This window comes from Vibrio sp. UCD-FRSSP16_30 (genome assembly GCF_001676025.1).
In the GTDB taxonomy this organism is placed as follows: Bacteria; Pseudomonadota; Gammaproteobacteria; order Enterobacterales; family Vibrionaceae; genus Vibrio.
The window spans coordinates 1-23,735 of record NZ_LZFW01000005.1 but is presented as its reverse complement, the minus strand read 5'-3'; the positions used below and the strand labels follow the sequence as shown (position 1 = coordinate 23,735).

Below are 23,735 nucleotides of genomic sequence, written 5' to 3'. Positions count from 1 at the left end.
TAACGGTTTAACATATACTTAAGCTCAATTAACTCATACAAAACAACAATGGATAAATACATGCAGATAAAGCACTTAATTGCCGTACTCGCTCTCACAGCACCACTCTCATCATGGGCTATCAACCTAAATGTGGGGACCACAGTTCCGACGGTAAGTGTAACTGACTACGGAGAAGTCATGGCAAACGGAGATGATATAACATATCATCAATGGCAGTCAGCAAGCATGATTGGCAAAACTCGAGTAATTCAAGCTATCGCAGGTCGCTCTGCAGCTAAGGCTTTAAATAAGCCAATGATAGATGCAATTATCGATGCCAATCTACCAAAGGATAAGTACCAAACTACGACTATAATCAACCAGGATGATGCTATCTGGGGCACGAGTTCATTCGTTAAATCGAGTGCTGAAGATAGTAAACGAGAGTTTTCTTATTCTTCTATTGTTCTAGATAAAGACGGAATGGTTGCTAAAGCGTGGGATCTTGACGCAAAAACTTCGATGATTGCGCTACAAGGTAAAGACGGTAATATTCTTTGGGCAAAGGATGGTGAATTAACACCTAAAGAGATCCAACACGTTATCACTTTAATTAAGAAAGACCTTTAAGCTCACTTTGCATATGCTTCGCTGCCAAGTTCTGCTGAGACATCGCAAGTTAAATACGCCCTACATACGGCGTATTTAACTTGATAAAAATGCCGCAGAGAAATATTAATGAAAGACTGAATTAATAAACTTTAATTAGGTCTGAATAGATAGGTAATGACACTAATGATTAAAGCAATGAAACCTCTACTTCCACTAAGCGTACTTGCGCTAGCAGTAACTTCTGTTTCTTCTCATGCTGAAGAAAACTTCCGTCAACATGGCGCTCATGTACACGGCAGTGTTGAATTTAATATTGCTCAAGACGGCAACGATCTTTTGGTTGAGATCTTAGCTCCTGGTGCTGATGTGCTTGGTTTTGAACATATTCCAACGAACAAAAAGCAACAGAAAGTACTAGATACAGCAATGGCTCACTTAAATTCAGCAGATTCAATCCTAACATTGAGTGCTGATGCTGGTTGTACATTAGCCTCTAAAGATGTAACACATAAACTGTCTGGTGATGAGCATGAAGATCATGACCACGACAAGCATGAGCATCACGATCATGCAGATCATAAAGACCATCATGACAGCCATGACCATGATAAGCATGATCACGATAAACACGACCATGCTGACCACAAAGATCACCATGATGACCACGACCATGACAAGCATGATCATGACAAACATGAACATGAACATCATGATGGCCACGGTGCATTTAACATTGCTTACCAATACCAATGTAAAGACATCAGTAAACTGAGCCAAATCGACACTAACTGGTTTGAACTATTTACAGGCACACACGTCGTTCATGTGAACCTACTCACTGATACAGCGCAACTTGCTTCAGAATTAGCTAAAGACAACACTGTTATTAAGTTTTAGTATCAACGGTCATCACTCAGTGATGGCCGTTTTTCATCACTTCTGCGAAATGTCATAGGAAATACAGTGGCTAAACATCCCAAAATAGATACCGTAATCGAACTTAATGATGTTCGTTTCTCATGGCCGGGTAATTCTACTCCGACACTAGATATCCCAACACTATCAGTTAAACAAGGCCAACATGTCTTTATCAAAGGCCCTAGTGGCTGCGGTAAATCGACCTTATTAAACTTATTTACTGGCATTACAACCTGTGAAAGTGGTTCTCTCAAAGTACTCAATACTGAATTAGCCTCTCTTTCTCAAACTCAAAGAGATCGATTCAGAGCTGATAATATTGGCTATATATTTCAACAGTTTAATTTACTTCCCTATTTATCAGTTATCGACAACGTTATTCTCCCTTGCCACTTTTCAGGCAAAAGAAAACACGCAGTTGACGGTGACCTAAAAGAGCAAGCACGCCAAATATTACAGCGTTTACACCTTGCTGAAGACCTATTAGATAAACATGTGGTTGATTTAAGTATTGGCCAGCAACAGCGTGTTGCCGCAGCTCGAGCCCTTATTGGTAAGCCTCGTTTGGTCATTGCCGATGAGCCAACCTCAGCCCTCGACTTTGCTAACCGCAGTGCATTTATCGAACTGTTAATGGAACAAGCCGAACAAGCTCAATCTACTCTCGTCTTTGTTAGTCATGATCCAACCCTTGAGGCACTTTTCAATACTCGCCTTAACCTTCAAGATATCAATCTAGTTAAAAGCGGAGCTGTAAGCTAATGAAAACGACAGCACATTTAGCTTGGAAAAGTCTTTCCAATCGAAAAACAACCGCTTTTCTGACCATTTTAACGGTCGCAATCTCGGTGATTTTATTGCTTGGTGTAGAGCGTATTCGCACCGAAGCTAAAAATAGCTTTGCCAATACAATTTCTGGTACAGACTTGATCGTGGGCGCTCGTTCAGGTCAAGTAAACCTCCTACTCTACTCTGTTTTCCGTATTGGTAATGCCACCAATAATATCGACTGGAAAAGCTTTGAAGAATTTAGCAATAGCCCAGTTGTTGATTGGGCTATCCCTATTTCTCTAGGTGACTCACATAAAGGTTTTAGAGTCATGGGTACAACTCAAGCCTATTTTGATCACTATAAATACGGTAGAAAACAGCACTTACAATTAACCGAAGGTAGACCTTTTACAGGGCTATTCGACACTGTCATTGGTTCCGATGTCGCTAAAGCGCTTGGTTACAAAGTTGGCACCAAAATTATCATTGCACATGGTATTTCTGATGTTGGATTTGCCCGACATGATAACCTGCCATTTACAGTGGTGGGTATTTTGGCTCCAACGGGGACACCTGTAGATAAAACCGTACATGTTTCGTTAAAAGCGATTGAAGCTATCCATGTTGGTTGGGAGTCTGGCGCGAATATGGGCGGAAACCCTGGTGCTGAAGTCCTCAAGACTATCGATTTTCAACCTAAGCAAATCACTGCATTTATGCTAGGGCTTAAATCCAAAATACAAACCTTTGCACTACAAAGACAGATTAATACCTATAATAAAGAGCCATTAAGCGCCATTTTACCTGGTATTGCGTTACATGAATTATGGGGAATGATGTCTGTTGCAGAGCAAGCTCTGTTAATTGTCTCTGGCTTTGTCGTAATATCAGGCTTACTCGGTATGCTCAGTAGTTTGCTGACGAGCTTACAAGAACGTCGACGAGAAATGGCCATTTTAAGAGCAATGGGCGCACGTCCACGACATATCTTTACACTATTAATTAGTGAGGCAACAGCACTTACATTAGCCGGGATTATCACCGGTATTGCTGGTTTGTATGCACTTCTACTAATAATACATCCCATCGCCCAGCGACTCTATGGTATAAGTATCGAACTTAGCATGTTGACTCCTCATGAATGGACTTTAGTCGGTTTGGTTTTAGGCGCAGGAGTTATTATCGGATTTATTCCAGCCTTTAGAGCATACCGCCAGTCGCTTGCGGACGGCATGACCATAAGAATTTAAGAGAGAAGAAATGAAGAAACTTGCTCAATGCTGTTTTGTACTGGCATTAATGCTGTCATCAATAATGGCTCACGCAGAGCCATTAACGCTAAATTGGATTGACCTCATTCCGGAAAGTGAACGAGCTCAGTTTGATCATCAAGGTTTGCCGATTGCGACTTCACATAATGGAGGCGCAGCGCCACAATCGATGGTAGGTACAGTTCGTACTGAACTGAATGGCAGCCAAGTTAGAATTCCTGGTTTTGTTATCCCACTAGAGGGGGATGCAAATCAGGTGACTGAGTTTCTATTAGTTCCTTACTTTGGTGCTTGTATTCATGTACCACCACCACCGCCAAACCAAATTATTTACGTTAAGTTTCCAAGTGGAGCGCCAATACAAGAGCTTTGGGATGTGGTCTATGTGGTGGGTGAGTTGAAAGCACAAACAGTAGAGCATGAACTGGCTGAAACAGGCTATCTGTTAAATGGTACCGCTATTGAAGAGTATGACGACTAACTCGCCACAATCTACTAGCCATCATGTAATTGATGGCTAGTAGCCGATTTTATTGAGCACAAGCTTGCTGCTGGTTATGTTGATTATCAGCGTCAAACCAAGCAAGCTTTTTACCTAACGCAACCACTTCCCCTACCACAATCAAAGCCGGAGATGCTGCCTGTTTTGATAATTCACTTAGCTCCGATAAGCTTCCATAAATGACTTTCTGAGAAGACTGTGTTCCGCGCTCTATAATCGCAATCGGTGTATCTGTGGATCTTCCATGCTGGGTTAACTGTTGCTCAATGATACTCGACTTCATCAATCCCATATAAATAACCAGAGTCTGATTGGCTCGAGCAAGTGTCGACCAATCAACACTAGAATCCTCATCCTTTAAATGCCCAGTGACAAACATAGCGGATTGAGCGTAATCACGATGTGTTAAAGGAATACCCGCATAAGCAGTCGCGCCTGACGCTGCAGTAATGCCAGGAATCACTTGAAAGCTCACGCCATTATCAACCAGCACTTCTAACTCTTCAGCACCACGTCCAAACACAAAAGGATCGCCACCTTTAATGCGTACAACTCGATATCCTTGTTTAGCAAAATCAACCAATAACTGATTGGTTTTATGTTGCGGCACACTATGCGCACCGGCACGTTTGCCCACACACACTAAAATAGCATCACTAGAAACAAGCGATAATATCTCGTCAGATACCAGATAATCATAAAGGATTACCTCAGCCTGCCTTAGCATATTAAGCGCCTTGATCGTCAAAAGCTCTGGATCACCGGGTCCTGCACCTACCAGAGCAACTTCTCCTGCTTTAAGAGCGGTATAAGGTAGTTTGGAATCAACAGCCGAGCGCGGGCTAAGGGGAACAACAGTGTCGAGCATAATAACGTCCTAGTCATACGGTTAAACTGATTATGCCGTGTAAGATTTATAACTGGAAATTCTATATTTTTATCTGTTATTACTTTATAGACTTAAAAACAGCCAGTATTGTCAAAGCCTGACGATCATCATCAAAAAGTGGTAACCTATTTGCCTCTATTTTAGGTTCATAGGTTTTCCCTAATATGATTAATTGGCAACTTCTTTCATTTACAGAAATCGACAATCACCTTCTTTATAAAATGCTCAAACTTCGCGTCGATGTATTCGTTGTAGAACAAGAATGTGCCTACCCTGAATTGGATGATAAAGATCATGCTAAAGGGGTTCGACATTTGATTGGTTTAAAAGAGAATGAAGTTGTTGCAGTGGCGAGACTTATTCCGGCAGGTTTATCTTATCCTGCGGTCAGTATTGGCCGAGTAGTGGTTAGTCCATTAGTTCGAGAGCTTAAAATAGGCCATCAACTCATGACTAAAGCCGTTGAAGGATGTCAGCAGTTATGGCCTAACCAAACAATTGAAATTGGTGCTCAAGCTCACCTAGAAGCCTTTTACCAACAGCATGGTTTTGAAGCTTTCTCTAAGCCTTATCTTGAAGATGGCATTCCTCACATTGATATGCGAAGAACACCACTGAAGTAATTACTTACTACGACCAAAACCACCATTAGAAAGACGGAAAAACATCACTGAATCGTTATCTCTTTCTAATTGAAGAATATCAAGGCGTCCTTCATCATCACGCTTAAAGCGCACTAGTTGACCTTGCTTAATTTGGCTTAGAGGCTTATCTATTCCTTCAATTTTAGCGAGCGCATTTAAATCGGTCATACTCAGGTTATTGGCACGAAATACATTAGCCAAGGTATCACCGGCTTTTACTTTATAGTCAATCCATAACCCTTTAGCTGGCACCTCACCAGAAACAACGACATGTGATGTTGTGGTGCTGCTGGTTCGCTGCTCACTTAAACCGCGAGTGTTGATGGGCACAGATACTCGTGCATCTGTTGGTGTAGCCACTTTAACTTCGGTTGAGCTCTTTGGCGTTGGCATCATTATTAAGATGATAGTGACCGGCACCAACACCATTAAAGCGCGACGATGCCACTTAGGTAACGGTAATGATGTAAAGACACCTTTAACCTTTGAAGGCAGCGTCATCCACTCTATTTGATTCCACTTGTCTGCAAGTAACTCTGTGTGTCTTTTAGAGCGGGTACGTCGATTCATCCTATCTCACTCCGACTTATCCATTTCTATCAGGATATAAAAAAAACGAGGTAATGAACACACCCCGTGTTGCTCATCAAACATAATAAGGACAAATTTAGGTCAAATTGAGAGATAATTCGTCACAAAGCACTTTTTAAGCCAAGTATTTGAAAATGCATTAGCCGTTCTATTTAGATTTTCTACATTATTTGAGCACTATCTATTATCTGCCCACCACAGTAATTTTCAACTCGAGCCAGAACTGGTATGCTTGCGCCTTTATATCAAAAAACTGAGAGTGACAACTATGTCTGAAGTTCAATTTGAAACTGTAGAGCAAAAAGCAAGCTACGGTATCGGTCTACAAATGGGTCAGCAACTTGCTGGCAGTGGTCTTGACGGCCTAAGCGTTGATGCAATCGCAGCGGGTATCGCAACAGCATTGACTGGCGGCATGCCAGCAATCGAAGTTGACGAAATCAACAACGCACTTCAAGAACTACACACTCGCGCTGAAGCTGCGCGTGCAGAGCTATCTAAAGTTGCTGCTGCTGACGGTGAAGCTTTCCTAACAGACAACGCTCTTCGTTCTGACGTTACTGTTCTTGAGTCTGGTCTTCAATACGAAGTACTAACTGAAGGTACTGGTGAAGTTCCAACTTCTGACGCTCAAGTACGTGTTCATTACCACGGTGAGCTAACAGACGGTACTGTATTTGACAGCTCTGTATCTCGCGGTCAACCTGCTGAGTTCCCTGTAACTGGCGTTATCAAAGGTTGGGTTGAAGCTCTTCAACTTATGCCTGTTGGTTCTAAGTGGAAACTATACATCCCACAAGATCTTGCATACGGTGAGCGCGGCGCTGGCGCGGCAATCCCTCCATTTGCAGCTCTAGTATTTGAAGTAGAATTACTGGCTATCCTGTAATTATTTCAAAGACTTAGTTAAAAAGGCTTTTCCTTATGGAAAAGCCTTTTTTGTATGTGCGTACATTCAAAAACGAGACATTCCCCCCCTTGTCGAAGCATAGTCATTCATGGCATCTTATCCTTATCACAAGGAAAGGAAGAAACGAATGAAAGACCAAACTCTCGCGATCCATCACGGATATGAAACAGACCCAACGACTAAGTCATGTGCTACACCAATTTATCAAACTGTCGCTTATGAATTTGATGATGCACAACATGGCGCAGATCTATTCGATCTAGCCGTACCCGGTAATATCTATACTCGAATCATGAACCCAACTAACGATGTATTAGAAAAGCGCATGGCGGCGCTAGAAGGAGGTATAGCTGGTCTTGCAGTTAGTTCGGGCAGTTCGGCTATTCACTATGCGGTGTTAACCCTAGCGCAAGCTGGAGATAATATTGTCTCTACGCCACAGTTGTATGGTGGTACTTACACCTTATTCGCGCATATGTTCCCAAGCTTAGGTATCCAAGTAAAATTTGCTGAAGATGACAAACCTGAGTCTCTAGCGGCATTAATTGATGAAAATACCAAAGCCGTTTACTGCGAATCTATTGGTAACCCGGCAGGTAACATTGCTGATCTTGAAGGGATCAGTAAATTAGCACATGAACAAGGCGTACCGGTGATTGTCGATAATACGGTTGCAACACCTTCAGTGTGCAAACCTATCGAACATGGCGCTGATATCGTCGTTCACTCATTAACAAAATATGTAGGTGGCCACGGCACAACATTGGGCGGTATGATTATCGATTCTGGTAAATTCCCTTGGGCTGAACACAAAGAGCGTTTTCGTGTGTTTAACCAACCAGAGCCTTCATACCATGGTGTTGTTTATGCTGAAGCATTTGGGGAAGCAGCCTTTATTGGGCGAGCACGTACTGTGCCATTAAGAAATACAGGCTCAGCTCTATCACCAATGAACGCTTTCATGTTGATGCAAGGGCTTGAAACTCTTTCGTTGCGTATGGAACGACACTGTGAGAATGCGATTAAAGTCGCTAACTTCCTACAAAATCACCCTAAGGTAAGCTGGGTTAGCTACGCCGGTCTAGAAGATTCACCTTTCTATGAACTGTCGAAGAAATACATGCAAGGAACGCCATCAAGCATTCTATCGTTTGGCTTAAAAGATGGTTATGAAGCAGGCGTTAAATTCTACGATGCACTGCAAATATTTAAGCGATTGGTCAATATCGGTGATGCTAAATCTCTAGCTTGTCACCCTGCATCCACTACGCACCGACAGCTCACAGAGCAAGAACAGAAAAATGCGGGTGTCAGTCCTGAGATGATTCGTCTGTCTGTAGGCATCGAACATATCGATGATATTTTACAAGATTTAGAACAAGCACTGAATCAATAGGCATTTGTCTAAAGTAACTTGTTATTTACGGCGCTTCGGCGCCGTTTTTGTTATCTAAAGTTATACCAATCACAGTAATTAAATGTTCAGAAATAGCGGAGGAAAAATACTTGAGAACAGGCGAATAATTTCGATAAGTCGTTATTCTACAATCAAAAATTTTAACTCGGTTATCAAGTATTAAAACCCGCTAGGCTGCTAAGAGATTTGCTACGATTGGTATTAAAGTAAGCAAACCTAACAAACGTTTCCTAGACTTAAAGAACCCCAAATAAAGAGGAATAGGGAATGAAAGGGATTGCAGCAACAACACTAATAGGCGCTTTGGTACTCAGCGCACCAAGCTATGCTTTTTTTGGGTTTGGATCGAGCGATGATGAAGATAAATCTACCGATATGTCTGCGCTAACAGGACAAATCTCACAACAGCTAAATACCGCACAAAGTACACCTTTAACCGACATGATTAGTAGTCAACTAGACGTTAGTCCAACTCAAGCGGCTGGTGGCGCGGGAGCATTGCTATCACTTGCTCAAACACAGTTATCGGATGAAAACTCTAGCGAATTAAGTTCTTTAATACCGGGTCTAAATAATTTTACAGGCTCAACAGGGCTGACCTCGATGATTACCAATATGGACTCAGTAAAAAGCACTTTTGAAGGTTTGGGAATTGATCCTGCATTGGTTACGCAATTTGCGCCAGTGATTCTGCAATACCTGACCTCTGAAGGCGCAAGCAGCAATCTATTAGGTTCACTAGGCAGTTTATGGGGTGCTTAGAGAGTTATTAAAAAACAGACACAAAAAAGCCGAGCATAAATGCTCGGCTTTTTAGTTCTAACTGAACTATTACTCAGCAGCTTCTTCAGCAACTGGACGATCGACAAGCTCAATGAATGCCATTGGTGCTTTATCGCCAGTACGGAAACCTGCTTTTAGGATACGAGTATAACCGCCTTGACGGGCAGCGAAACGTGGACCTAGTTCGTTAAATAGTTTTGCCACAACTTCGTTATCACGAGTGCGAGCAAATGCTAGACGACGGTTAGCAACACTGTCAGTCTTAGCTAATGTAATCAAAGGCTCAACTACGCGACGTAGCTCTTTTGCTTTTGGCAATGTAGTCTTGATAACTTCATGACGTACAAGAGAGCTAGCCATATTGCTGAACATCGCTTTGCGATGTGAGCTGTTGCGGTTGAGTTGACGACCACTCTTACGATGGCGCATGACCTAATCCTTCTAACTATTATTGATTAATCTTCAGCGATTGACGCTGGTGGCCAGTTTTCTAGGCGCATACCTAGAGACAGACCGCGAGAAGCAAGCACATCCTTGATCTCAGTAAGTGATTTCTTACCAAGGTTAGGGGTTTTAAGAAGCTCCACTTCAGTACGCTGAACAAGATCACCAATGTAGTGAATCGCTTCTGCTTTTAGACAGTTGGCAGAGCGAACTGTTAGCTCAAGATCGTCTACAGGACGAAGTAGGATAGGATCGAACTCCGGCTTCTCTTCGATAACTTCCTGAACACGTACATCACGAAGATCTACGAAAGCATCCAATTGTTCAGCAAGAATAGTTGCTGCACGACGGATAGCTTCTTCTGGCTCAAGAGTACCGTTTGTTTCCATGTCGATGACAAGTTTATCCAAGTCAGTACGTTGTTCTACACGTGCCGCTTCAACGCTGTAGGCAATTTTGTCTACAGGGCTGTATGTTGCGTCAACAAGTAGACGACCGATTGGACGCTCATCTTCTTCAGTATGGATACGAGATGAAGCGGGAACATAACCACGACCACGTTCAACTTTTATACGCATAGCGATATCAGCGTTGTCATCAGTTAAGTGACAAATAACGTGCTCTGGGTTAGCGATCTCTACATCACCATCATGGGTGATGTCACCTGCAACCACAGGGCCTGAGCCTGATTTGTTCAGTGTAATAAACACGTCATCTTTGCCTTCCGCTACGCGTACAGCTAAACCCTTAAGGTTAAGTAGGATTTCAAGAATGTCTTCTTGAACGCCTTCTTTAGTGCTGTATTCGTGTAGCACACCTTCAATCTCAACTTCTGTTACGGCACAACCCGGCATAGAAGATAAAAGAATACGGCGAAGTGCATTACCAAGAGTATGGCCAAAACCACGCTCTAATGGCTCAAGAGTTACTTTTGCGTGTGTCGTGTTGATCTGTTCGATATCAACAAGACGTGGCTTAAGAAATTCTGTTACAGAACCCTGCATTGTGTCCTCTCTTTAGTTTAAACCTTACTTAGAGTAAAGTTCGACGATCAGGTGTTCGTTGATGTCAGCAGACAGATCAGAACGTTCTGGTAAACGTTTGAATGTGCCTTCCATTTTGCTGCCATCTACTTCAATCCAAGTTGACTTTTCGCGTTGTTCAGCAACTTCTAGAGCCGCTTTAATGCGAGATTGCGTTTTAGCTTTCTCACGAATTGAAACAACGTCGTTCGGTGCAACTTTAAATGAAGGAACGTTTACAACTTTACCGTTAACTAGGATAGCTTTATGGCTACATAGTTGACGTGCTTCTGCGCGAGTTGCGCCAAAGCCCATTCGGTAAACTACATTATCAAGACGACCTTCAAGAAGCTGCAGCAAGTTTTCACCTGTGTTGCCTTTAAGGCGAGCAGCATCTTTGTAGTAGTTACGGAATTGTTTTTCTAGAACGCCGTAAGTACGACGAACTTTTTGCTTCTCACGAAGCTGAACGCCATATTCAGATAGACGACCGCGACGAGCGCCGTGTACACCTGGTGCGTTATCAATTTTACACTTGGTATCGATCGCACGGACACCAGACTTAAGGAATAAGTCAGTACCTTCGCGACGGCTAAGCTTCAGCTTAGGACCCAAATATCTAGCCATGTTCTTTCTCCAATATTCCTAGAAACGAAACTTAAACGCGACGTTTCTTAGGTGGACGACAACCGTTATGAGGGATCGGAGTTGCATCAACGATGTTAGTGATGCGGTATCCAGCAGCGTTTAATGCGCGGATAGTTGACTCACGACCAGGACCAGGGCCCTTAACCATAACTTCCAAGTTCTTTAGGCCATATTCTTTAGCCATTTCGCCAGCGCGCTCTGCTGCAACCTGAGCTGCGAACGGAGTTGACTTACGAGAACCACGGAAACCTGAACCACCTGCAGTAGCCCAAGCTAGTGCGTTACCTTGACGGTCTGTGATAGTCACGATTGTGTTGTTGAAAGAAGCATGAATGTGCGCTACGCCATCAGCTACTTGCTTGCGAACGCGTTTACGTGCGCGAGTTGGTTGTTTTGCCATTGTACTATATCCTTCCGACTATTTCTTGATCGGCTTACGCGGACCCTTGCGGGTGCGAGCGTTGGTTTTAGTACGCTGTCCACGTAGAGGTAGACTGCGACGATGACGAAGACCGCGGTAACAGCCAAGGTCCATAAGACGCTTGATGTTCATCGAGACTTCACGACGTAGATCACCTTCTACAGTGTATTTAGCTACACCGTCACGCAGTTGATTGATCTGCTCTTCTGTTAGTTCACTGATCTTAACATTTTCAGCAATACCCACTTCAGCTAAAATAGCTTGAGAACGGGTCTTACCGATGCCGAAGATTGCAGTTAATGCAATCACAGCATGTTTATGATCAGGAATGTTAATGCCTGCTATACGGGCCACTATTCACTCCTAGTACTTATGTAAAGAATTATCCGCAGCAAAGCCCGTCTAGGATACGCTGCGGCATACTACTTCTTTTGCACGCAAAAGGTAGGCCGAGGAATATACTCGAACCTACCCTGTTTTTCAAGTAAAAAATTCTACTAATTAGCCTTGGCGTTGTTTATGCTTTGGCTCACTGCAGATTATACGCACAACACCGTTGCGCTTGATAACCTTACAGTTACGGCAGATTTTTTTAACGGAAGCACGAACTTTCATTGCTAAACTCCGTAAATGAAACCCAGAACTACAGCCGAATTATCGGTTATAACTCTTAAGGTTTGCTTTCTTCAACACAGAATCATACTGTTGTGACATCAGATGAGTCTGTACCTGTGCCATGAAATCCATGATTACAACAACTACGATAAGTAGTGATGTGCCGCCAAAGTAGAAACGTACGTTCCACATGACCATCATGAACTCGGGAATCAGACAGATAAATGTAATATATAGAGCACCTGCAAGGGTTAGTCTAGTCATTACTTTATCGATGTATCTAGCTGTCTGCTCTCCTGGGCGGATGCCGGGTACGAAAGCACCAGACTTCTTCAAATTATCTGCTGTCTCACGCGGGTTGAATACCAACGCCGTGTAAAAGAAACAGAAAAAGATGATCGCTGATGCATAAAGCATTACGTACAGAGGCTGACCTGGACTTAGTGCCAGTGAAACATCGGTTAACCAACCAAATGTTGCACTTTGACCGTTCTGACCAAACCACTGTGCTAATGTTCCTGGGAACAAAATAATACTTGATGCAAAAATTGCAGGGATAACACCGGCCATATTAATTTTTAATGGCAAATGAGAGCTCTGCGCTGCATAAACTTTACGACCCTGTTGGCGCTTGGCATAGTTAACGACGATACGACGTTGACCACGTTCCATGAACACAACAAAGTAGATAACAGCAAATGCAATTACAGCAATCAACAATAGAAGAAGTACGTGCAATTCACCTTGACGCGCCTGCTCAATTGTTGAACCGATTGCTTTAGGCAATCCTGCGACAATACCTGCAAAGATGATTAACGATATACCGTTACCAATTCCGCGCTCTGTAATTTGTTCACCTAACCACATCAAAAACATGGTGCCGGTTACTAAACTCACGGTTGCAATCAGGGTGAACATGGTTTGGTTGATAACAACCAGATTGTCGACCATGTTCGGTAAGCCTGTTGCTATACCGATAGCTTGGAATGTTGCAAGTACAAGCGTGCCATAACGTGTGTACTGACTGATCTTACGACGGCCAGCTTCACCCTCTTTTTTAAGCTCTGCAAGAGCGGGATGAACCACAGTTAGCAATTGGACCACAATCGATGCCGAAATATACGGCATGATACCAAGGGCCAAGATAGATGCACGCGAAAGTGCACCACCGGAGAACATGTTAAACATTTCTACGATGGTACCTTGTTGCTGGTCTAACAGTTGGGCAAGTACAGCCGCGTCAATACCAGGGATCGGCACAAAAGAACCCGCACGAAATACTAACAACGCACCTAATACGAATAATAAGCGTGTTTTTAGTTCCGATACGCCACTTTTTGCACTACTAAAATCTTGTCCTGGTTTTTTAGCCATCTGTACCTTTCCCTCGAAGATTATTCTTCGATTTTACCGCCGGCAGCTTCAATAGCAGCTTTAGCGCCTTTAGTTACGCGAAGACCTTTAACAGTCACAGCTTTGTTAATTTCGCCAGAAAGAACAACTTTAACAAACTCGATGTTCTTAGTGACTACGTTAGCAGCTTTAAGGCTGTTAAGATCTACAACGTCACCAGTTACTTTCGCTAGCTCAGCTAGACGAACTTCAGCAGTCACTAGACTCTTACGAGAAGTGAAACCGAACTTAGGTAGACGCTGTTTCAAAGGCATTTGACCGCCTTCAAAACCTGGACGAACACTGCCGCCAGAGCGTGACTTTTGACCTTTGTGGCCACGGCCACCTGTTTTACCAAGGCCAGAACCGATACCACGGCCTACGCGCTTCTTAGAAGGCTTAGAACCTGCAGCCGGTGATAGAGTATTCAAACGCATTCTGATTACTCCTCAACTTTAACCATGTAGTAAACCTTGTTGATCATGCCGCGAACTGACGGCGTATCTTCAAGTTCTACTGTATGGTTGATGCGACGAAGGCCAAGACCACGTAAACACAATTTGTGCTTAGGTAGACGACCGATTGAGCTTTTAGTTTGAGTTACTTTGATAGTTGCCATGGTGCTTACTCCGAAATATTTTCAACAGTTAGACCACGTTTAGCAGCAATCATCTCTGGAGATTTCATACCGCTTAAACCATCAATAGTCGCGCGAACTACGTTGATAGGGTTCGTAGAACCGTATGCTTTCGCAAGTACGTTTCGAACACCTACAACTTCAAGTACTGCACGCATCGCACCACCGGCGATGATACCTGTACCTTCCGCTGCTGGCTGCATGTATACTTTAGAGCCAGTATGACGACCTTTCACCGCGTGGTGAAGAGTACCCTCGTTTAGCGCGATAGTAACCATGTTACGACGTGCTTTTTCCATTGCTTTTTGAATCGCAGCTGGTACTTCACGAGCTTTGCCGTAACCGAAACCAATGCGACCATTACCGTCACCAACTACTGTTAGTGCAGTAAAACTAAAGATTCGACCACCTTTAACCGTTTTTGCAACGCGGTTAACGGCGATAAGTTTTTCTGCCAAATCTGAAGCTTGTTGTTGTTCTCTAGCCATCGATCAACCCTACCTTAGAATTTAAGACCAGCTTCGCGAGCAGAATCTGCTAGCGCCGCTACTCGACCGTGGTATTGGAAACCAGAACGATCGAAAGCAACATTTGAAATGCCTTTTTCGATAGCGCGCTCAGCAATAGCTTTACCTACAGCTTTAGCAGCGTCAACGTTACCAGTGTTCTTAACTTGCTCACGGATCGCTTTTTCTACAGTAGAAGCAGCTGCGATAACCTCAGAGCCGTTTGGTGCAATAACCTGTGCATACACATGACGAGGAGTACGATGTACTACAAGACGATTCACACGAAGTTCAGCAATCTTACGACGTGCACGTGTAGCACGACGGATGCGAGATGCTTTCTTATCCATAGTGTTACCTTACTTCTTCTTAGCTTCTTTGGTACGCACATATTCATCTGCGTAACGAACGCCTTTACCTTTATAAGGTTCTGGCTCACGGTAAGAACGAATGTCAGCCGCAACTTGACCAACTAGTTGCTTATCAGCACCAGTTAGAACAATTTCAGTTTGGCTTGGACATTCAGCTTTAATACCCGCTGGCACAGCGTGCTCAACTGGGTGAGAGAAACCTAGAGTCAAGTTTACAGCGTTGCCTTTAACAGCAGCACGGTAACCAACACCCTTAAGAGTCAGTTTCTTGGTAAAGCCTTCAGTAACACCAACAACCATGTTGTTTACAAGTGCACGTGCAGTACCTGCTTGTGCCCAAGCACCAGCAACACCTTCACGTGGACCGAAAGTTAGGTTGTTATCTTCCTGAGAAATTACTGCTGCGTTATTGAAAACGCGAGAAAGTTCACCTTTAGGACCTTTCACAGTTATTTCTTGACCATTAATCTTCACCTCTACTCCAGCTGGAATAGCGACAGGTGCTTTAGCAACACGAGACATATTCTACTCCTTAAGCTACGTAGCAGATGATCTCACCACCAAGACCCGCTTTGCGAGCGGCGCGGTCAGACATAAGACCTTTGGAAGTGGACACTACAGCAATACCCAAACCACCCATCACTGAAGGAAGGCTGTCTTTATTTTTATAGACACGCAGACCTGGACGAGAAACACGTTGGATTTGCTCGATTACTGGTTTTGCTTGGAAGTACTTAAGAGTAACTTCTAGCTCTGGTTTTGCTCCGCTTTCTACAGCGAAGTCTGTGATGTAACCTTCGTTTTTTAGCAAAGTAGCAATTGCAACTTTAAGCTTTGAAGAAGGCATTTTTACAGCAACTTTACTTGCTGACTGACCGTTACGAATGCGGGTCAGCATATCCGAAATCGGATCTTGCATGCTCATACGATTTACTCCAAATGATTAAGTGGCAATTACCAGCTAGCCTTACGAAGACCCGGAATCTCGCCTTTCATGCAAGCTTCACGAACCTTAATACGGCTAAGACCGAATTTACGTAGGTAACCGTGTGGACGACCAGTTTGGTTGCAACGATTACGCTGACGCGATGCACTTGAATCACGTGGTAGAGATTGCAATTTAAGAACTGCATCCCAACGCTCTTCTTCAGATGCGTTAAGGTCACTAATAGTGATCTTAAGCGCACGACGCTTTTCAGCGAATTTAGCTACTAGCTTAGCACGTTTAGTTTCACGCGCTTTCATAGATTGTTTAGCCATAACAGTAACCCTTCACCTTACTTACGGAATGGGAAGTTAAAGGCAGCCAGCAAAGCTCGGCCTTCCTCATCGGAATTCGCAGATGTCGTGATAGTAATATCAAGACCACGAACGCGATCAACTTTATCAAAGTCGATTTCCGGGAAGATGATTTGCTCGCGAACGCCCATGCTGTAGTTACCGCGTCCGTCAAAAGACTTAGCGCTAACACCACGGAAGTCACGTACACGTGGTAGAGCGATGTTAATCAAACGCTCAAAGAAATCCCACATACGTTCGCCACGCAAGGTTACTTTACAACCGATTGGGTAGCCTTCACGGATTTTAAATCCAGCAACAGATTTACGCGCTTTAGTGATAAGTGGCTTTTGACCAGAGATCGTTGCCATATCAGAAGCTGCGTTTTCTAGAAGCTTTTTGTCATTGATTGCTTCACCCACACCCATATTAAGGGTGATCTTATCGATTCTAGGGACTTGCATGACGCTTGAGTAGCTGAACTCTTTGGTAAGTTCAGCAACTACAGACGACTTGTAGTAATCATGCAGTTTCGCCATAGTTCACTCCAAATTACTCTGTTTTAGTTAGAAACGGTTTCGCCGTTAGATTTAAAGAAGCGAACCTTCTTACCATCTTCGAAACGGAAACCGATACGGTCTGCTTTGCCAGTAGCTGCGTTGTAGACTGCAATGTTTGAAGCATCAATTGCTGCTTCTTGCTCTACGATACCACCTTGAACATTCATAGCCGGTACAGGCTTCTGATGTTTTTTAACAAGATTGATACCTTCAACGATAACTTTACCAGTTGTCAGAACCTTAGTTACTTTACCTTTCTTGCCTTTATCTTTACCAGCAAGAACGATTACTTCGTCATCACGACGGATTTTAGCTGCCATTTTACTGCTCCTTATAGTACTTCTGGAGCCAGTGAAACAATTTTCATGAATTTCGCATTACGAAGTTCACGAGTCACTGGGCCAAAGATACGAGTGCCGACTGGTTGCTCAGTAGTGTCATTCAACAATACACAAGCATTACGGTCGAAGCGAATGACAGAACCGTCTGGACGACGTACGCCTTTACGAGTGCGCACAACAACCGCCTTCAGTACATCACCTTTTTTAACTTTACCGCGAGGAATTGCTTCCTTCACTGTAACTTTAATGATGTCACCGATATGTGCATAACGACGGTGTGAGCCACCCAGAACCTTAATACACATTACCTTGCGCGCACCAGAGTTATCTGCAGCGTCAAGTGTACTTTGCATTTGGATCATTGTTAGTGCTCCGCTAAATATTAAAAACTAGACCCTCTCGGGTCGGGCTGCCTCTTTAAAGGGACGCGAATTGTAACACCCTTTGTCCCGATTGGGTAGACAAAAAATAAGCGGCCCCCAATTAAATTAGGAAGCCGCTTTAAGTTGTTAAAAATTAAAGAAAATTAAATCTTCGCTTTTGTTACAACTTTTACCAAAGTCCAAGACTTAGTCTTAGACAGTGGACGACACTCTTTGATTTCAACGGTATCGCCTAGGCTAGACTCGTTGTTTTCATCGTGTGCGTGGATCTTAGTCGTGCGCTTTACGTACTTGCCGTAAATTGGGTGTTTAACCATGCGCTCGATAGCAACAACAATAGACTTTTCGCCTTTGTCACTAACAACACGACCAAGTGAAGTACGGGATTTGTCGCTCATTATGCGTCTGCCTTCTCAGTCAATACGGTTTTAACACGTGCGATATCACGACGTACAGCTTTAAGAGTATGTGTCTGCTGTAGTTGACCAGTCGCAGCTTGCATGCGCAAGTTAAACTGTTCACGTAGCAGATTCAATAGCTCAGCGTTTAATTCTTCAACGCTTTTTTCACGTAGCTCTTGTGCTTTCATTACATCACCTGCTTAGTTACAAATGTTGTTTTGATAGGCAGTTTACATGCCGCTAGGCGGAACGCTTCACGTGCCAACTCTTCAGGTACGCCATTCATTTCGTACATAACCTTGCCAGGTTGGACTTGAGCAACCCAGTACTCAACATTACCTTTACCTTTACCTTGACGAACTTCAAGAGGTTTTTCAGTAATTGGCTTGTCTGGGAAGATACGAATCCAAATTTGACCTTGACGTTTTACGTGACGCGTCATAGCACGACGTGCCGCTTCGATTTGACGAGCAGTAATACGTCCGCGACCAACAGCTTTAAGACCGAATTCGCCGAAGCTTACTTCAGTACCTTTAGCTAGGCCACGGTTACGACCTGTCTGAACCTTACGGAACTTAGTACGTTTAGGTTGTAGCATCTGTCGTCTCCTTACTTACGGCTTTTACGCTGCTTCTTAGGCTTGTCAGCCTTAGGCTCTACTGCATTAGCAGCTGGCATTCCACCAAGGATTTCTCCTTTGAAGATCCAGACTTTAATGCCGATCACACCGTATTGGGTGTGAGCCGAAGAAGTTGCGTAATCGATGTCAGCACGAAGAGTATGTAGTGGCACACGGCCTTCACGGTACCATTCAGTACGCGCGATTTCAGCACCGCCAAGACGGCCGCTTACTTCTACTTTGATACCTTTAGCGCCAAGACGCATTGCGTTTTGAACCGCGCGCTTCATAGCACGACGGAACATAACACGACGCTCTAACTGAGATGCGATGCTATCAGCTACTAATTGACCATCAAGCTCAGGTTTACGAACCTCAGCGATGTTAATTTGTGCTGGAACACCTGCAATCTTAGCTACAGCTGCGCGTAGCTTCTCAACGTCTTCGCCTTTCTTACCGATAACAACGCCAGGACGAGCTGTGTGAATAGTCACACGAATGCTCTTAGCTGGACGTTCGATAACGATACGTGAAAGAGACGCTTTTGAAAGTTCCTTAGTGAGGAACTGACGTACCTTGAAGTCGCCGTCTAGGTTGTCAGCGAAATCTTTGGTATTAGCAAACCATGTAGCATTCCAAGGCTTGACGATGCCAAGACGAATACCATTAGGATGTACTTTCTGACCCATTGCTTATCTCCTAGTCTTAAGCGTCTGCAACAACAATTGTGATGTGGCAAGAACGCTTCAAGATACGGTCGGCACGGCCTTTAGCACGAGGCATAATACGCTTCATGATAGGACCTTCATCTACGAAGATTTTAGCGACATTTAGATCGTCGATATCTGCACCTTCGTTATGCTCAGCGTTCGCGATTGCTGATTCAAGAACTTTCTTAACTAGTACAGCAGCTTTTTTGTTGCTGAAAGTTAGAATTTCTAGTGCTTGATCAACATTCTTGCCACGGATAAGATCCGCAACAAGGCGCGCTTTCTGTGGAGAAATACGAGCAAAGTTATGTTTAGCTAAAGCTTCCATCATCTACTCCTTACTTCTTCTTAGCTTTCTTATCTGCAGCATGGCCGCGATAAGTACGAGTTGGCGCAAATTCGCCCAGTTTGTGACCGATCATTTCTTCGGTAACGAAAACTGGTACGTGCTGACGACCATTATGGACAGCGATGGTCAAACCAATCATTGTTGGGATGATCATTGAACGACGGGACCAAGTCTTAATAGGCTTTTTGTCTCCGCTTTCCACCGCTTTCTCTACCTTCTTCAGCAAGTGCAGGTCAATAAAAGGACCTTTCTTGAGAGAACGTGGCATGGCGATTCCTCTTTATAGATTACTTGTTACGACGACGTACGATGTACTTGTCAGTGCGCTTGTTCTTACGAGTCTTAAAGCCTTTAGTAGGCTGACCCCAAGGTGATACTGGGTGACGACCACCAGAAGTACGACCTTCACCACCACCGTGTGGGTGATCTACCGGGTTCATTACAACACCACGTACGGTTGGACGTACGCCGCGCCAGCGTGAAGCACCAGCTTTACCTAGTTCACGTAGCATGTGCTCAGAGTTACCAACTTCACCGATCGTAGCACGACCTTCAGAAAGTACTTTGCGCATCTCACCAGAACGTAGGCGTAGAGTTACATATGCACCATCGCGAGCGATGATTTGTGCGTATGCACCTGCAGAACGAGCAATTTGTGCACCTTTACCAGGCTTAAGTTCAACACAGTGTACTGTTGAACCTACTGGGATGTTGCGCATCGGCAGAGTGTTACCTGCTTTGATTGGCGCATCAACACCAGACTGGATTGAATCTCCAGCTGAAATGCCTTTAGGTGCGATGATGTAGCGGCGCTCACCGTCTGCGTACAGAACTAGAGCAATGTTTGCGCTACGGTTTGGATCGTATTCTAGGCGCTCAACTTTCGCTGGGATGCCATCTTTAGTACGTTTAAAGTCAACTAGACGGTAATGGTGTTTATGACCACCACCGATGTGACGTACTGTGATACGACCGTTGTTGTTACGACCACCATTTTTAGAGTTTTTCTCTAAAAGTGGAGCGTATGGCTTACCCTTGTGGAGGTCAGCGTTAACAACTTTAACTACGTGACGACGACCAGGGGAAGTCGGCTTACATTTAACAATAGCCATTCTTAACTACTCCTGTTATTCCGCACCGCCAACGAAGTCAAGATCTTGACCTTCTTTCAAGGTAACGTAAGCTTTTTTCACGTCTGAACGACGGCCTTCACGCATACCTTGACGTTTGGTCTTACCCTTTTGAACAAGAGTATTTACAGACTTAACTTCAACTTCAAATAGCTTTTCTACAGCTGCTTTGATCTCTTTTTTAGTTGCTTCTTTAGATACTTTGAAAACGATAGTGTTCGCTTTCTCAGCAGCCATAGTTGCTTTTTCAGAGATATGTGGAGCACGTAGAACTTTTAGTAGACGCTCTTCAGTGATCATGCCAGCATCTCCTCAACTTGCTTCACTGCATCAGCAGTAATTAGTACCTTGTCGAAAGCAATTAGACTTACTGGATCAATACCAGCAACGTCACGTGCATCAACTTTATAAAGGTTACGAGCAGCCAAGAATAGATTCTCATCTACTTCACTAGTCACAATCAGAACATCGTTAAGCTCAAGTTCATTAAGCTTAGCTAATAGCTCTTTAGTTTTTGGTGCTTCTACTGAGAAGTTATCAACAACGATTAAACGCTCTTGACGAATTAACTCAGAAAGAATGCTTTTCATAGCACCGCGGTACATTTTTTTGTTTACTTTTTGGCTGTGATCTTGTGGTTTCGCAGCAAAAGTAACACCACCTGTACGCCAGATTGGGCTACGAATTGTACCAGCACGAGCACGGCCAGTACCTTTTTGACGCCATGGCTTAGCGCCACCGCCAGATACTTCAGAACGAGTCTTTTGAGCACGAGTACCTTGACGAGCACCTGCTGCAAACGCAACAACTACTTGGTGTACAAGAGCTTCGTTAAAGTCACGTCCGAAAGTAGTCTCGGAAACAGTTAGTGCATCAGCACCTTTAACTATCAATTCCATTACTTACTCCTAGACGTTAAGCTTTAACAGCTGGTTTTACGATAACGTTGCCGCCGATTGAGCCTGGTACTGCACCTTTAATAAGAAGCAGATTGCGCTCAGCGTCAACACGTACGATCTCTAGGTTTTGAGTCGTTACACGCTCAGCACCCATGTGACCAGCCATTTTTTTGCCTTTAAACACGCGACCTGGAGTTTGACATTGGCCAATTGAACCCGGTGCACGGTGAGACAAAGAGTTACCGTGAGTCATATCTTGAGTAGAGAAGTTCCAACGCTTAATAGCGCCTTGGAAGCCTTTACCTTTAGATGTACCAGTAACGTCTACTTTTTTTACTTCATTGAAAAGTTCTACGTTTAGCTCAGCGCCAACTTCAAACTCTTCACCGTTTTCTAAACGGAATTCCCAAAGACCGCGGCCCGCTTCAACACCTGCTTTCGCAAAGTGACCAGCTTCTGGCTTGCTTACACGGTTAGCTTTCTTAGAACCAGCAGTAATTTGGATTGCAGAATAACCATCAACTTCAAGTGTACGCACTTGAGAAACACGGTTAGATTCTACTTCCACAACTGTTACTGGAATAGAAACGCCTTCTTCGGTAAATACGCGGGTCATACCCACTTTACGTCCGACTAGACCTATCATTATTCTAATCTCCCTTAACCTAAGCTGATTTGAACATCAACACCAGCTGCAAGGTCTAGACGCATAAGAGCATCTACAGTCTTGTCAGTTGGTTCTACGATGTCGATCAAACGCTTGTGAGTACGAATTTCGTACTGATCACGCGCATCTTTGTTAACGTGTGGAGAAGTTAGAACAGTGAAACGCTCTTTACGAGTAGGAAGTGGAATAGGACCACGAACCTGTGCGCCAGTACGTTTTGCTGTTTCAACGATTTCCGCAGTTGAAGCATCGATTAACTTGTAATCAAAAGCTTTAAGGCGGATACGAATACGTTGGTTCTGCATGAGACAGAGCTCCAATTAATAATTAAATACACAAACAATATCGCCACTCACGCTTAATATAATAAGGGAATGCCGATTGATTTATGTGAAACCGTAGCCTCCAAAATCAGGAAGCATTGTCAGTTAATTTTCTATTAACTTGTAGCTTAACGCTATTTTATTAATTGTATTAACCGCGAACATAAGCTGAGTATACGTTACCTAGGATAACCTAGCCCCTCAGTGCTCATTGGTTCACAACCGACTTAAGTCAGTGGGAAGGATTATACAGAAGCTAAGATGGGATGCAAGAGGTGGGTGAAAAATAATCTAAAGAAGTAGGGAATGGGTTCTGGGAGATAGAAAAACAAAAAGGGAAGCCGAAGCTCCCCTTTTACTATGCGTGTTCTTCATAAAGAAGAAGTGTGCAAGATATTAACTAAATATTAGTCAAAGATCTTAGCAACAACACCAGCACCAACAGTACGGCCACCTTCACGGATTGCGAAGCGTAGACCTTCGTCCATTGCGATTGGAGCGATTAGCTCAACAGTCATTTGAACGTTGTCGCCTGGCATTACCATCTCAACACCTTCCGGTAGAGTGATGTCGCCTGTTACGTCAGTTGTACGGAAGTAGAACTGTGGACGGTAACCTTTGAAGAAAGGAGTGTGGCGGCCGCCTTCGTCTTTTGAAAGAACGTACACTTCTGACTCAAATTTAGTGTGTGGGTTGATTGAACCTTTAGCAGCAAGTACTTGGCTTGGC

General features: G+C 43.8%; 39 protein-coding genes and 1 pseudogene. 9 read left to right on the top strand and 31 right to left on the bottom strand.

Annotation, left to right across the window (positions count from 1 at the left end; genetic code table 11):
• The first annotated feature begins 60 nt into the window (after positions 1-60).
• The 5 genes from A9260_RS04355 (at position 61) to A9260_RS04335 (ending at position 4,035) form a co-directional block, all read left to right on the top strand.
• A complete protein-coding gene (locus A9260_RS04355) occupies positions 61-612 on the top strand; it encodes a YtfJ family protein (protein ID WP_068696572.1) in 552 nt (183 codons plus the stop codon).
• Positions 613-768: 156 nt separating this feature from the next.
• The gene (gene zrgA, locus A9260_RS04350; protein WP_373604468.1) at positions 769-1,491 is read left to right on the top strand and encodes a zinc uptake protein ZrgA; all 723 of its coding nucleotides are present in this window, start codon (positions 769-771) and stop codon (positions 1,489-1,491) included.
• Positions 1,492-1,557: 66 nt separating this feature from the next.
• On the top strand, positions 1,558-2,274 hold the full coding sequence (locus A9260_RS04345; protein ID WP_068696570.1) for an ABC transporter ATP-binding protein: 717 nt from the start codon (positions 1,558-1,560) through the stop codon (positions 2,272-2,274).
• The gene (locus A9260_RS04340) at positions 2,274-3,533 is read left to right on the top strand and encodes an ABC transporter permease (protein WP_068696568.1); all 1,260 of its coding nucleotides are present in this window, start codon (positions 2,274-2,276) and stop codon (positions 3,531-3,533) included. The genes A9260_RS04345 and A9260_RS04340 overlap by 1 nt, the downstream gene beginning before the upstream one ends.
• A 10-nt stretch (positions 3,534-3,543) precedes the next feature.
• Positions 3,544-4,035 (top strand): DUF3299 domain-containing protein, encoded by a 492-nt coding sequence (locus A9260_RS04335; RefSeq protein WP_068696566.1) that lies wholly within the window; start codon positions 3,544-3,546, stop codon positions 4,033-4,035.
• Between the two features lie 49 nt (positions 4,036-4,084).
• On the opposite strand, the gene cobA is transcribed toward A9260_RS04335, so the two are convergent.
• Entirely contained in the window at positions 4,085-4,924 is an 840-nt protein-coding gene (cobA, locus tag A9260_RS04330) for a uroporphyrinogen-III C-methyltransferase (RefSeq protein WP_068696564.1), read from the bottom strand.
• 185 nt (positions 4,925-5,109) lie between these two features.
• Here cobA and A9260_RS04325 point away from each other — a divergent pair, with 185 nt between their 5' ends.
• Positions 5,110-5,568: a GNAT family N-acetyltransferase gene (locus tag A9260_RS04325; protein WP_068696562.1), complete on the top strand. Its 459-nt coding sequence runs from the start codon at positions 5,110-5,112 to the stop codon at positions 5,566-5,568.
• Here the strand turns inward: A9260_RS04325 and A9260_RS04320 are convergent, their stop codons facing one another.
• The gene (locus A9260_RS04320) at positions 5,569-6,159 is read right to left on the bottom strand and encodes a LysM-like peptidoglycan-binding domain-containing protein (RefSeq protein ID WP_068696560.1); all 591 of its coding nucleotides are present in this window, start codon (positions 6,157-6,159) and stop codon (positions 5,569-5,571) included.
• A gap of 289 nt (positions 6,160-6,448) precedes the next feature.
• On the opposite strand from A9260_RS04320, the gene A9260_RS04315 reads away from it, so the two are divergent.
• The 3 genes from A9260_RS04315 (at position 6,449) to A9260_RS04305 (ending at position 9,269) form a co-directional block, all read left to right on the top strand.
• Positions 6,449-7,069 carry an FKBP-type peptidyl-prolyl cis-trans isomerase gene (locus A9260_RS04315; RefSeq protein WP_068696558.1) on the top strand — a complete coding sequence of 207 codons (621 nt, stop codon included), beginning with the start codon at positions 6,449-6,451 and terminating at the stop codon, positions 7,067-7,069.
• Between the two features lie 148 nt (positions 7,070-7,217).
• Positions 7,218-8,486, top strand: a complete 1,269-nt coding sequence (locus A9260_RS04310) for an O-acetylhomoserine aminocarboxypropyltransferase/cysteine synthase family protein (RefSeq protein WP_068696556.1) — start codon at positions 7,218-7,220, stop codon at positions 8,484-8,486.
• A gap of 288 nt (positions 8,487-8,774) precedes the next feature.
• Positions 8,775-9,269: a DUF2780 domain-containing protein gene (locus A9260_RS04305; protein WP_068696554.1), complete on the top strand. Its 495-nt coding sequence runs from the start codon at positions 8,775-8,777 to the stop codon at positions 9,267-9,269.
• 69 nt (positions 9,270-9,338) lie between these two features.
• On the opposite strand, the gene rplQ is transcribed toward A9260_RS04305, so the two are convergent.
• The 29 genes and pseudogenes from rplQ to tuf form a co-directional block, all read right to left on the bottom strand.
• Positions 9,339-9,719, bottom strand: a complete 381-nt coding sequence (gene rplQ / locus A9260_RS04300; RefSeq protein WP_021712504.1) for a 50S ribosomal protein L17 — start codon at positions 9,717-9,719, stop codon at positions 9,339-9,341.
• A 26-nt stretch (positions 9,720-9,745) separates the two neighbouring features.
• Entirely contained in the window at positions 9,746-10,738 is a 993-nt protein-coding gene (locus A9260_RS04295; protein ID WP_068696552.1) for a DNA-directed RNA polymerase subunit alpha, read from the bottom strand.
• A gap of 24 nt (positions 10,739-10,762) precedes the next feature.
• Positions 10,763-11,383, bottom strand: coding sequence for a 30S ribosomal protein S4 (gene rpsD, locus A9260_RS04290; RefSeq protein WP_068696550.1), 621 nt, complete (start codon positions 11,381-11,383; stop codon positions 10,763-10,765).
• Positions 11,384-11,414: 31 nt separating this feature from the next.
• Positions 11,415-11,804: a 30S ribosomal protein S11 gene (gene rpsK / locus A9260_RS04285; RefSeq protein WP_004398450.1), complete on the bottom strand. Its 390-nt coding sequence runs from the start codon at positions 11,802-11,804 to the stop codon at positions 11,415-11,417.
• Between the two features lie 18 nt (positions 11,805-11,822).
• Positions 11,823-12,179 carry a 30S ribosomal protein S13 gene (rpsM, locus tag A9260_RS04280; RefSeq protein WP_068696548.1) on the bottom strand — a complete coding sequence of 119 codons (357 nt, stop codon included), beginning with the start codon at positions 12,177-12,179 and terminating at the stop codon, positions 11,823-11,825.
• A gap of 147 nt (positions 12,180-12,326) precedes the next feature.
• Positions 12,327-12,440: a 50S ribosomal protein L36 gene (gene rpmJ / locus A9260_RS04275; RefSeq protein WP_068696546.1), complete on the bottom strand. Its 114-nt coding sequence runs from the start codon at positions 12,438-12,440 to the stop codon at positions 12,327-12,329.
• 39 nt (positions 12,441-12,479) lie between these two features.
• Positions 12,480-13,814: a preprotein translocase subunit SecY gene (gene secY, locus A9260_RS04270; protein ID WP_068696544.1), complete on the bottom strand. Its 1,335-nt coding sequence runs from the start codon at positions 13,812-13,814 to the stop codon at positions 12,480-12,482.
• A gap of 20 nt (positions 13,815-13,834) precedes the next feature.
• On the bottom strand, positions 13,835-14,269 hold the full coding sequence (rplO, locus tag A9260_RS04265) for a 50S ribosomal protein L15 (protein WP_068696542.1): 435 nt from the start codon (positions 14,267-14,269) through the stop codon (positions 13,835-13,837).
• Between the two features lie 5 nt (positions 14,270-14,274).
• Positions 14,275-14,451 (bottom strand): 50S ribosomal protein L30, encoded by a 177-nt coding sequence (gene rpmD / locus A9260_RS04260; protein ID WP_068696540.1) that lies wholly within the window; start codon positions 14,449-14,451, stop codon positions 14,275-14,277.
• A 5-nt stretch (positions 14,452-14,456) separates the two neighbouring features.
• Positions 14,457-14,957 (bottom strand): 30S ribosomal protein S5, encoded by a 501-nt coding sequence (rpsE, locus tag A9260_RS04255; RefSeq protein ID WP_068696538.1) that lies wholly within the window; start codon positions 14,955-14,957, stop codon positions 14,457-14,459.
• A 14-nt stretch (positions 14,958-14,971) separates the two neighbouring features.
• The gene (gene rplR / locus A9260_RS04250) at positions 14,972-15,325 is read right to left on the bottom strand and encodes a 50S ribosomal protein L18 (protein ID WP_021712512.1); all 354 of its coding nucleotides are present in this window, start codon (positions 15,323-15,325) and stop codon (positions 14,972-14,974) included.
• 9 nt (positions 15,326-15,334) lie between these two features.
• A complete protein-coding gene (gene rplF / locus A9260_RS04245) occupies positions 15,335-15,868 on the bottom strand; it encodes a 50S ribosomal protein L6 (RefSeq protein ID WP_068696536.1) in 534 nt (177 codons plus the stop codon).
• Positions 15,869-15,878: 10 nt separating this feature from the next.
• On the bottom strand, positions 15,879-16,271 hold the full coding sequence (gene rpsH, locus A9260_RS04240) for a 30S ribosomal protein S8 (RefSeq protein WP_068696534.1): 393 nt from the start codon (positions 16,269-16,271) through the stop codon (positions 15,879-15,881).
• A gap of 29 nt (positions 16,272-16,300) precedes the next feature.
• Complete coding sequence (gene rpsN, locus A9260_RS04235; RefSeq protein WP_068696532.1) at positions 16,301-16,606, bottom strand: 30S ribosomal protein S14; 306 nt, start codon at positions 16,604-16,606, stop codon at positions 16,301-16,303.
• Positions 16,607-16,623: 17 nt separating this feature from the next.
• Positions 16,624-17,163, bottom strand: coding sequence for a 50S ribosomal protein L5 (rplE, locus tag A9260_RS04230; RefSeq protein ID WP_068696530.1), 540 nt, complete (start codon positions 17,161-17,163; stop codon positions 16,624-16,626).
• Positions 17,164-17,186: 23 nt separating this feature from the next.
• Positions 17,187-17,504 (bottom strand): 50S ribosomal protein L24, encoded by a 318-nt coding sequence (gene rplX / locus A9260_RS04225; RefSeq protein ID WP_023402471.1) that lies wholly within the window; start codon positions 17,502-17,504, stop codon positions 17,187-17,189.
• Positions 17,505-17,515: 11 nt separating this feature from the next.
• Positions 17,516-17,887, bottom strand: coding sequence for a 50S ribosomal protein L14 (gene rplN / locus A9260_RS04220; protein WP_006075569.1), 372 nt, complete (start codon positions 17,885-17,887; stop codon positions 17,516-17,518).
• 164 nt (positions 17,888-18,051) lie between these two features.
• A complete protein-coding gene (rpsQ, locus tag A9260_RS04215; RefSeq protein WP_068696527.1) occupies positions 18,052-18,306 on the bottom strand; it encodes a 30S ribosomal protein S17 in 255 nt (84 codons plus the stop codon).
• Entirely contained in the window at positions 18,306-18,497 is a 192-nt protein-coding gene (gene rpmC / locus A9260_RS04210; RefSeq protein ID WP_017029095.1) for a 50S ribosomal protein L29, read from the bottom strand. The genes rpsQ and rpmC overlap by 1 nt, the downstream gene beginning before the upstream one ends.
• Positions 18,497-18,907, bottom strand: coding sequence for a 50S ribosomal protein L16 (gene rplP / locus A9260_RS04205; RefSeq protein ID WP_068696525.1), 411 nt, complete (start codon positions 18,905-18,907; stop codon positions 18,497-18,499). Before rplP ends, rpmC begins: the two co-directional genes overlap by 1 nt.
• A gap of 11 nt (positions 18,908-18,918) precedes the next feature.
• A complete protein-coding gene (rpsC, locus tag A9260_RS04200; RefSeq protein WP_068696523.1) occupies positions 18,919-19,617 on the bottom strand; it encodes a 30S ribosomal protein S3 in 699 nt (232 codons plus the stop codon).
• Positions 19,618-19,633: 16 nt separating this feature from the next.
• Positions 19,634-19,966 (bottom strand): 50S ribosomal protein L22, encoded by a 333-nt coding sequence (gene rplV / locus A9260_RS04195; RefSeq protein WP_068696521.1) that lies wholly within the window; start codon positions 19,964-19,966, stop codon positions 19,634-19,636.
• Positions 19,967-19,976: 10 nt separating this feature from the next.
• Entirely contained in the window at positions 19,977-20,255 is a 279-nt protein-coding gene (rpsS, locus tag A9260_RS04190; RefSeq protein ID WP_004736729.1) for a 30S ribosomal protein S19, read from the bottom strand.
• Positions 20,256-20,274: 19 nt separating this feature from the next.
• Positions 20,275-21,099, bottom strand: a complete 825-nt coding sequence (gene rplB, locus A9260_RS04185) for a 50S ribosomal protein L2 (RefSeq protein ID WP_023402468.1) — start codon at positions 21,097-21,099, stop codon at positions 20,275-20,277.
• A 15-nt stretch (positions 21,100-21,114) separates the two neighbouring features.
• Entirely contained in the window at positions 21,115-21,417 is a 303-nt protein-coding gene (gene rplW, locus A9260_RS04180) for a 50S ribosomal protein L23 (protein ID WP_068696519.1), read from the bottom strand.
• Positions 21,414-22,016, bottom strand: a complete 603-nt coding sequence (gene rplD / locus A9260_RS04175) for a 50S ribosomal protein L4 (RefSeq protein ID WP_068696517.1) — start codon at positions 22,014-22,016, stop codon at positions 21,414-21,416. The genes rplW and rplD overlap by 4 nt, the downstream gene beginning before the upstream one ends.
• A gap of 16 nt (positions 22,017-22,032) precedes the next feature.
• Positions 22,033-22,662, bottom strand: coding sequence for a 50S ribosomal protein L3 (gene rplC, locus A9260_RS04170; RefSeq protein ID WP_068696514.1), 630 nt, complete (start codon positions 22,660-22,662; stop codon positions 22,033-22,035).
• 14 nt (positions 22,663-22,676) lie between these two features.
• Complete coding sequence (gene rpsJ, locus A9260_RS04165) at positions 22,677-22,988, bottom strand: 30S ribosomal protein S10 (protein ID WP_004736761.1); 312 nt, start codon at positions 22,986-22,988, stop codon at positions 22,677-22,679.
• A 425-nt stretch (positions 22,989-23,413) separates the two neighbouring features.
• Positions 23,414-23,735 (bottom strand): annotated as a pseudogene (gene tuf, locus A9260_RS04160) (elongation factor Tu); the annotation flags it as partial.

Bases quoted from the DNA above. Each gene is read 5' to 3' on its own strand.
- rpsK (WP_004398450.1), bottom strand. From the start codon at position 11,804: ATGGCAAAACAACCAACTCGCGCACGTAAACGCGTTCGCAAGCAAGTA.
- rplQ (WP_021712504.1), bottom strand. From the start codon at position 9,719: ATGCGCCATCGTAAGAGTGGTCGTCAACTCAACCGCAACAGCTCACAT.
- rplR (WP_021712512.1), bottom strand. From the start codon at position 15,325: ATGGATAAGAAAGCATCTCGCATCCGTCGTGCTACACGTGCACGTCGT.
- cobA (WP_068696564.1), bottom strand. From the start codon at position 4,924: ATGCTCGACACTGTTGTTCCCCTTAGCCCGCGCTCGGCTGTTGATTCC.
- rpsS (WP_004736729.1), bottom strand. From the start codon at position 20,255: ATGCCACGTTCTCTCAAGAAAGGTCCTTTTATTGACCTGCACTTGCTG.
- A9260_RS04340 (WP_068696568.1), top strand. From the start codon at position 2,274: ATGAAAACGACAGCACATTTAGCTTGGAAAAGTCTTTCCAATCGAAAA.
- A9260_RS04305 (WP_068696554.1), top strand. From the start codon at position 8,775: ATGAAAGGGATTGCAGCAACAACACTAATAGGCGCTTTGGTACTCAGC.
- zrgA (WP_373604468.1), top strand. From the start codon at position 769: ATGACACTAATGATTAAAGCAATGAAACCTCTACTTCCACTAAGCGTA.
- rplC (WP_068696514.1), bottom strand. From the start codon at position 22,662: ATGATAGGTCTAGTCGGACGTAAAGTGGGTATGACCCGCGTATTTACC.
- rplF (WP_068696536.1), bottom strand. From the start codon at position 15,868: ATGTCTCGTGTTGCTAAAGCACCTGTCGCTATTCCAGCTGGAGTAGAG.
- rpmC (WP_017029095.1), bottom strand. From the start codon at position 18,497: ATGAAAGCACAAGAGCTACGTGAAAAAAGCGTTGAAGAATTAAACGCT.
- rpsQ (WP_068696527.1), bottom strand. From the start codon at position 18,306: ATGAGCGACAAATCCCGTACTTCACTTGGTCGTGTTGTTAGTGACAAA.
- rpsC (WP_068696523.1), bottom strand. From the start codon at position 19,617: ATGGGTCAGAAAGTACATCCTAATGGTATTCGTCTTGGCATCGTCAAG.
- A9260_RS04325 (WP_068696562.1), top strand. From the start codon at position 5,110: ATGATTAATTGGCAACTTCTTTCATTTACAGAAATCGACAATCACCTT.
- rpmD (WP_068696540.1), bottom strand. From the start codon at position 14,451: ATGGCAACTATCAAAGTAACTCAAACTAAAAGCTCAATCGGTCGTCTA.
- rplE (WP_068696530.1), bottom strand. From the start codon at position 17,163: ATGGCGAAACTGCATGATTACTACAAGTCGTCTGTAGTTGCTGAACTT.
- rpsD (WP_068696550.1), bottom strand. From the start codon at position 11,383: ATGGCTAGATATTTGGGTCCTAAGCTGAAGCTTAGCCGTCGCGAAGGT.
- rplD (WP_068696517.1), bottom strand. From the start codon at position 22,016: ATGGAATTGATAGTTAAAGGTGCTGATGCACTAACTGTTTCCGAGACT.
- rplN (WP_006075569.1), bottom strand. From the start codon at position 17,887: ATGATCCAAATGCAAAGTACACTTGACGCTGCAGATAACTCTGGTGCG.
- rpsH (WP_068696534.1), bottom strand. From the start codon at position 16,271: ATGAGCATGCAAGATCCGATTTCGGATATGCTGACCCGCATTCGTAAC.
- A9260_RS04335 (WP_068696566.1), top strand. From the start codon at position 3,544: ATGAAGAAACTTGCTCAATGCTGTTTTGTACTGGCATTAATGCTGTCA.
- rplX (WP_023402471.1), bottom strand. From the start codon at position 17,504: ATGGCAGCTAAAATCCGTCGTGATGACGAAGTAATCGTTCTTGCTGGT.
- rpsN (WP_068696532.1), bottom strand. From the start codon at position 16,606: ATGGCTAAACAATCTATGAAAGCGCGTGAAACTAAACGTGCTAAGCTA.
- rplB (WP_023402468.1), bottom strand. From the start codon at position 21,099: ATGGCTATTGTTAAATGTAAGCCGACTTCCCCTGGTCGTCGTCACGTA.
- rplV (WP_068696521.1), bottom strand. From the start codon at position 19,966: ATGGAAGCTTTAGCTAAACATAACTTTGCTCGTATTTCTCCACAGAAA.
- A9260_RS04315 (WP_068696558.1), top strand. From the start codon at position 6,449: ATGTCTGAAGTTCAATTTGAAACTGTAGAGCAAAAAGCAAGCTACGGT.
- A9260_RS04355 (WP_068696572.1), top strand. From the start codon at position 61: ATGCAGATAAAGCACTTAATTGCCGTACTCGCTCTCACAGCACCACTC.
- secY (WP_068696544.1), bottom strand. From the start codon at position 13,814: ATGGCTAAAAAACCAGGACAAGATTTTAGTAGTGCAAAAAGTGGCGTA.
- rplW (WP_068696519.1), bottom strand. From the start codon at position 21,417: ATGATCACTGAAGAGCGTCTACTAAAAGTTCTACGTGCTCCACATATC.
- rplO (WP_068696542.1), bottom strand. From the start codon at position 14,269: ATGCGTTTGAATACTCTATCACCGGCTGCAGGTTCTAAGCCTTCTAAG.
- A9260_RS04320 (WP_068696560.1), bottom strand. From the start codon at position 6,159: ATGAATCGACGTACCCGCTCTAAAAGACACACAGAGTTACTTGCAGAC.
- rpsE (WP_068696538.1), bottom strand. From the start codon at position 14,957: ATGGCTAGAGAACAACAACAAGCTTCAGATTTGGCAGAAAAACTTATC.
- rpsJ (WP_004736761.1), bottom strand. From the start codon at position 22,988: ATGCAGAACCAACGTATTCGTATCCGCCTTAAAGCTTTTGATTACAAG.
- rplP (WP_068696525.1), bottom strand. From the start codon at position 18,907: ATGCTACAACCTAAACGTACTAAGTTCCGTAAGGTTCAGACAGGTCGT.
- rpmJ (WP_068696546.1), bottom strand. From the start codon at position 12,440: ATGAAAGTTCGTGCTTCCGTTAAAAAAATCTGCCGTAACTGTAAGGTT.
- A9260_RS04295 (WP_068696552.1), bottom strand. From the start codon at position 10,738: ATGCAGGGTTCTGTAACAGAATTTCTTAAGCCACGTCTTGTTGATATC.
- A9260_RS04310 (WP_068696556.1), top strand. From the start codon at position 7,218: ATGAAAGACCAAACTCTCGCGATCCATCACGGATATGAAACAGACCCA.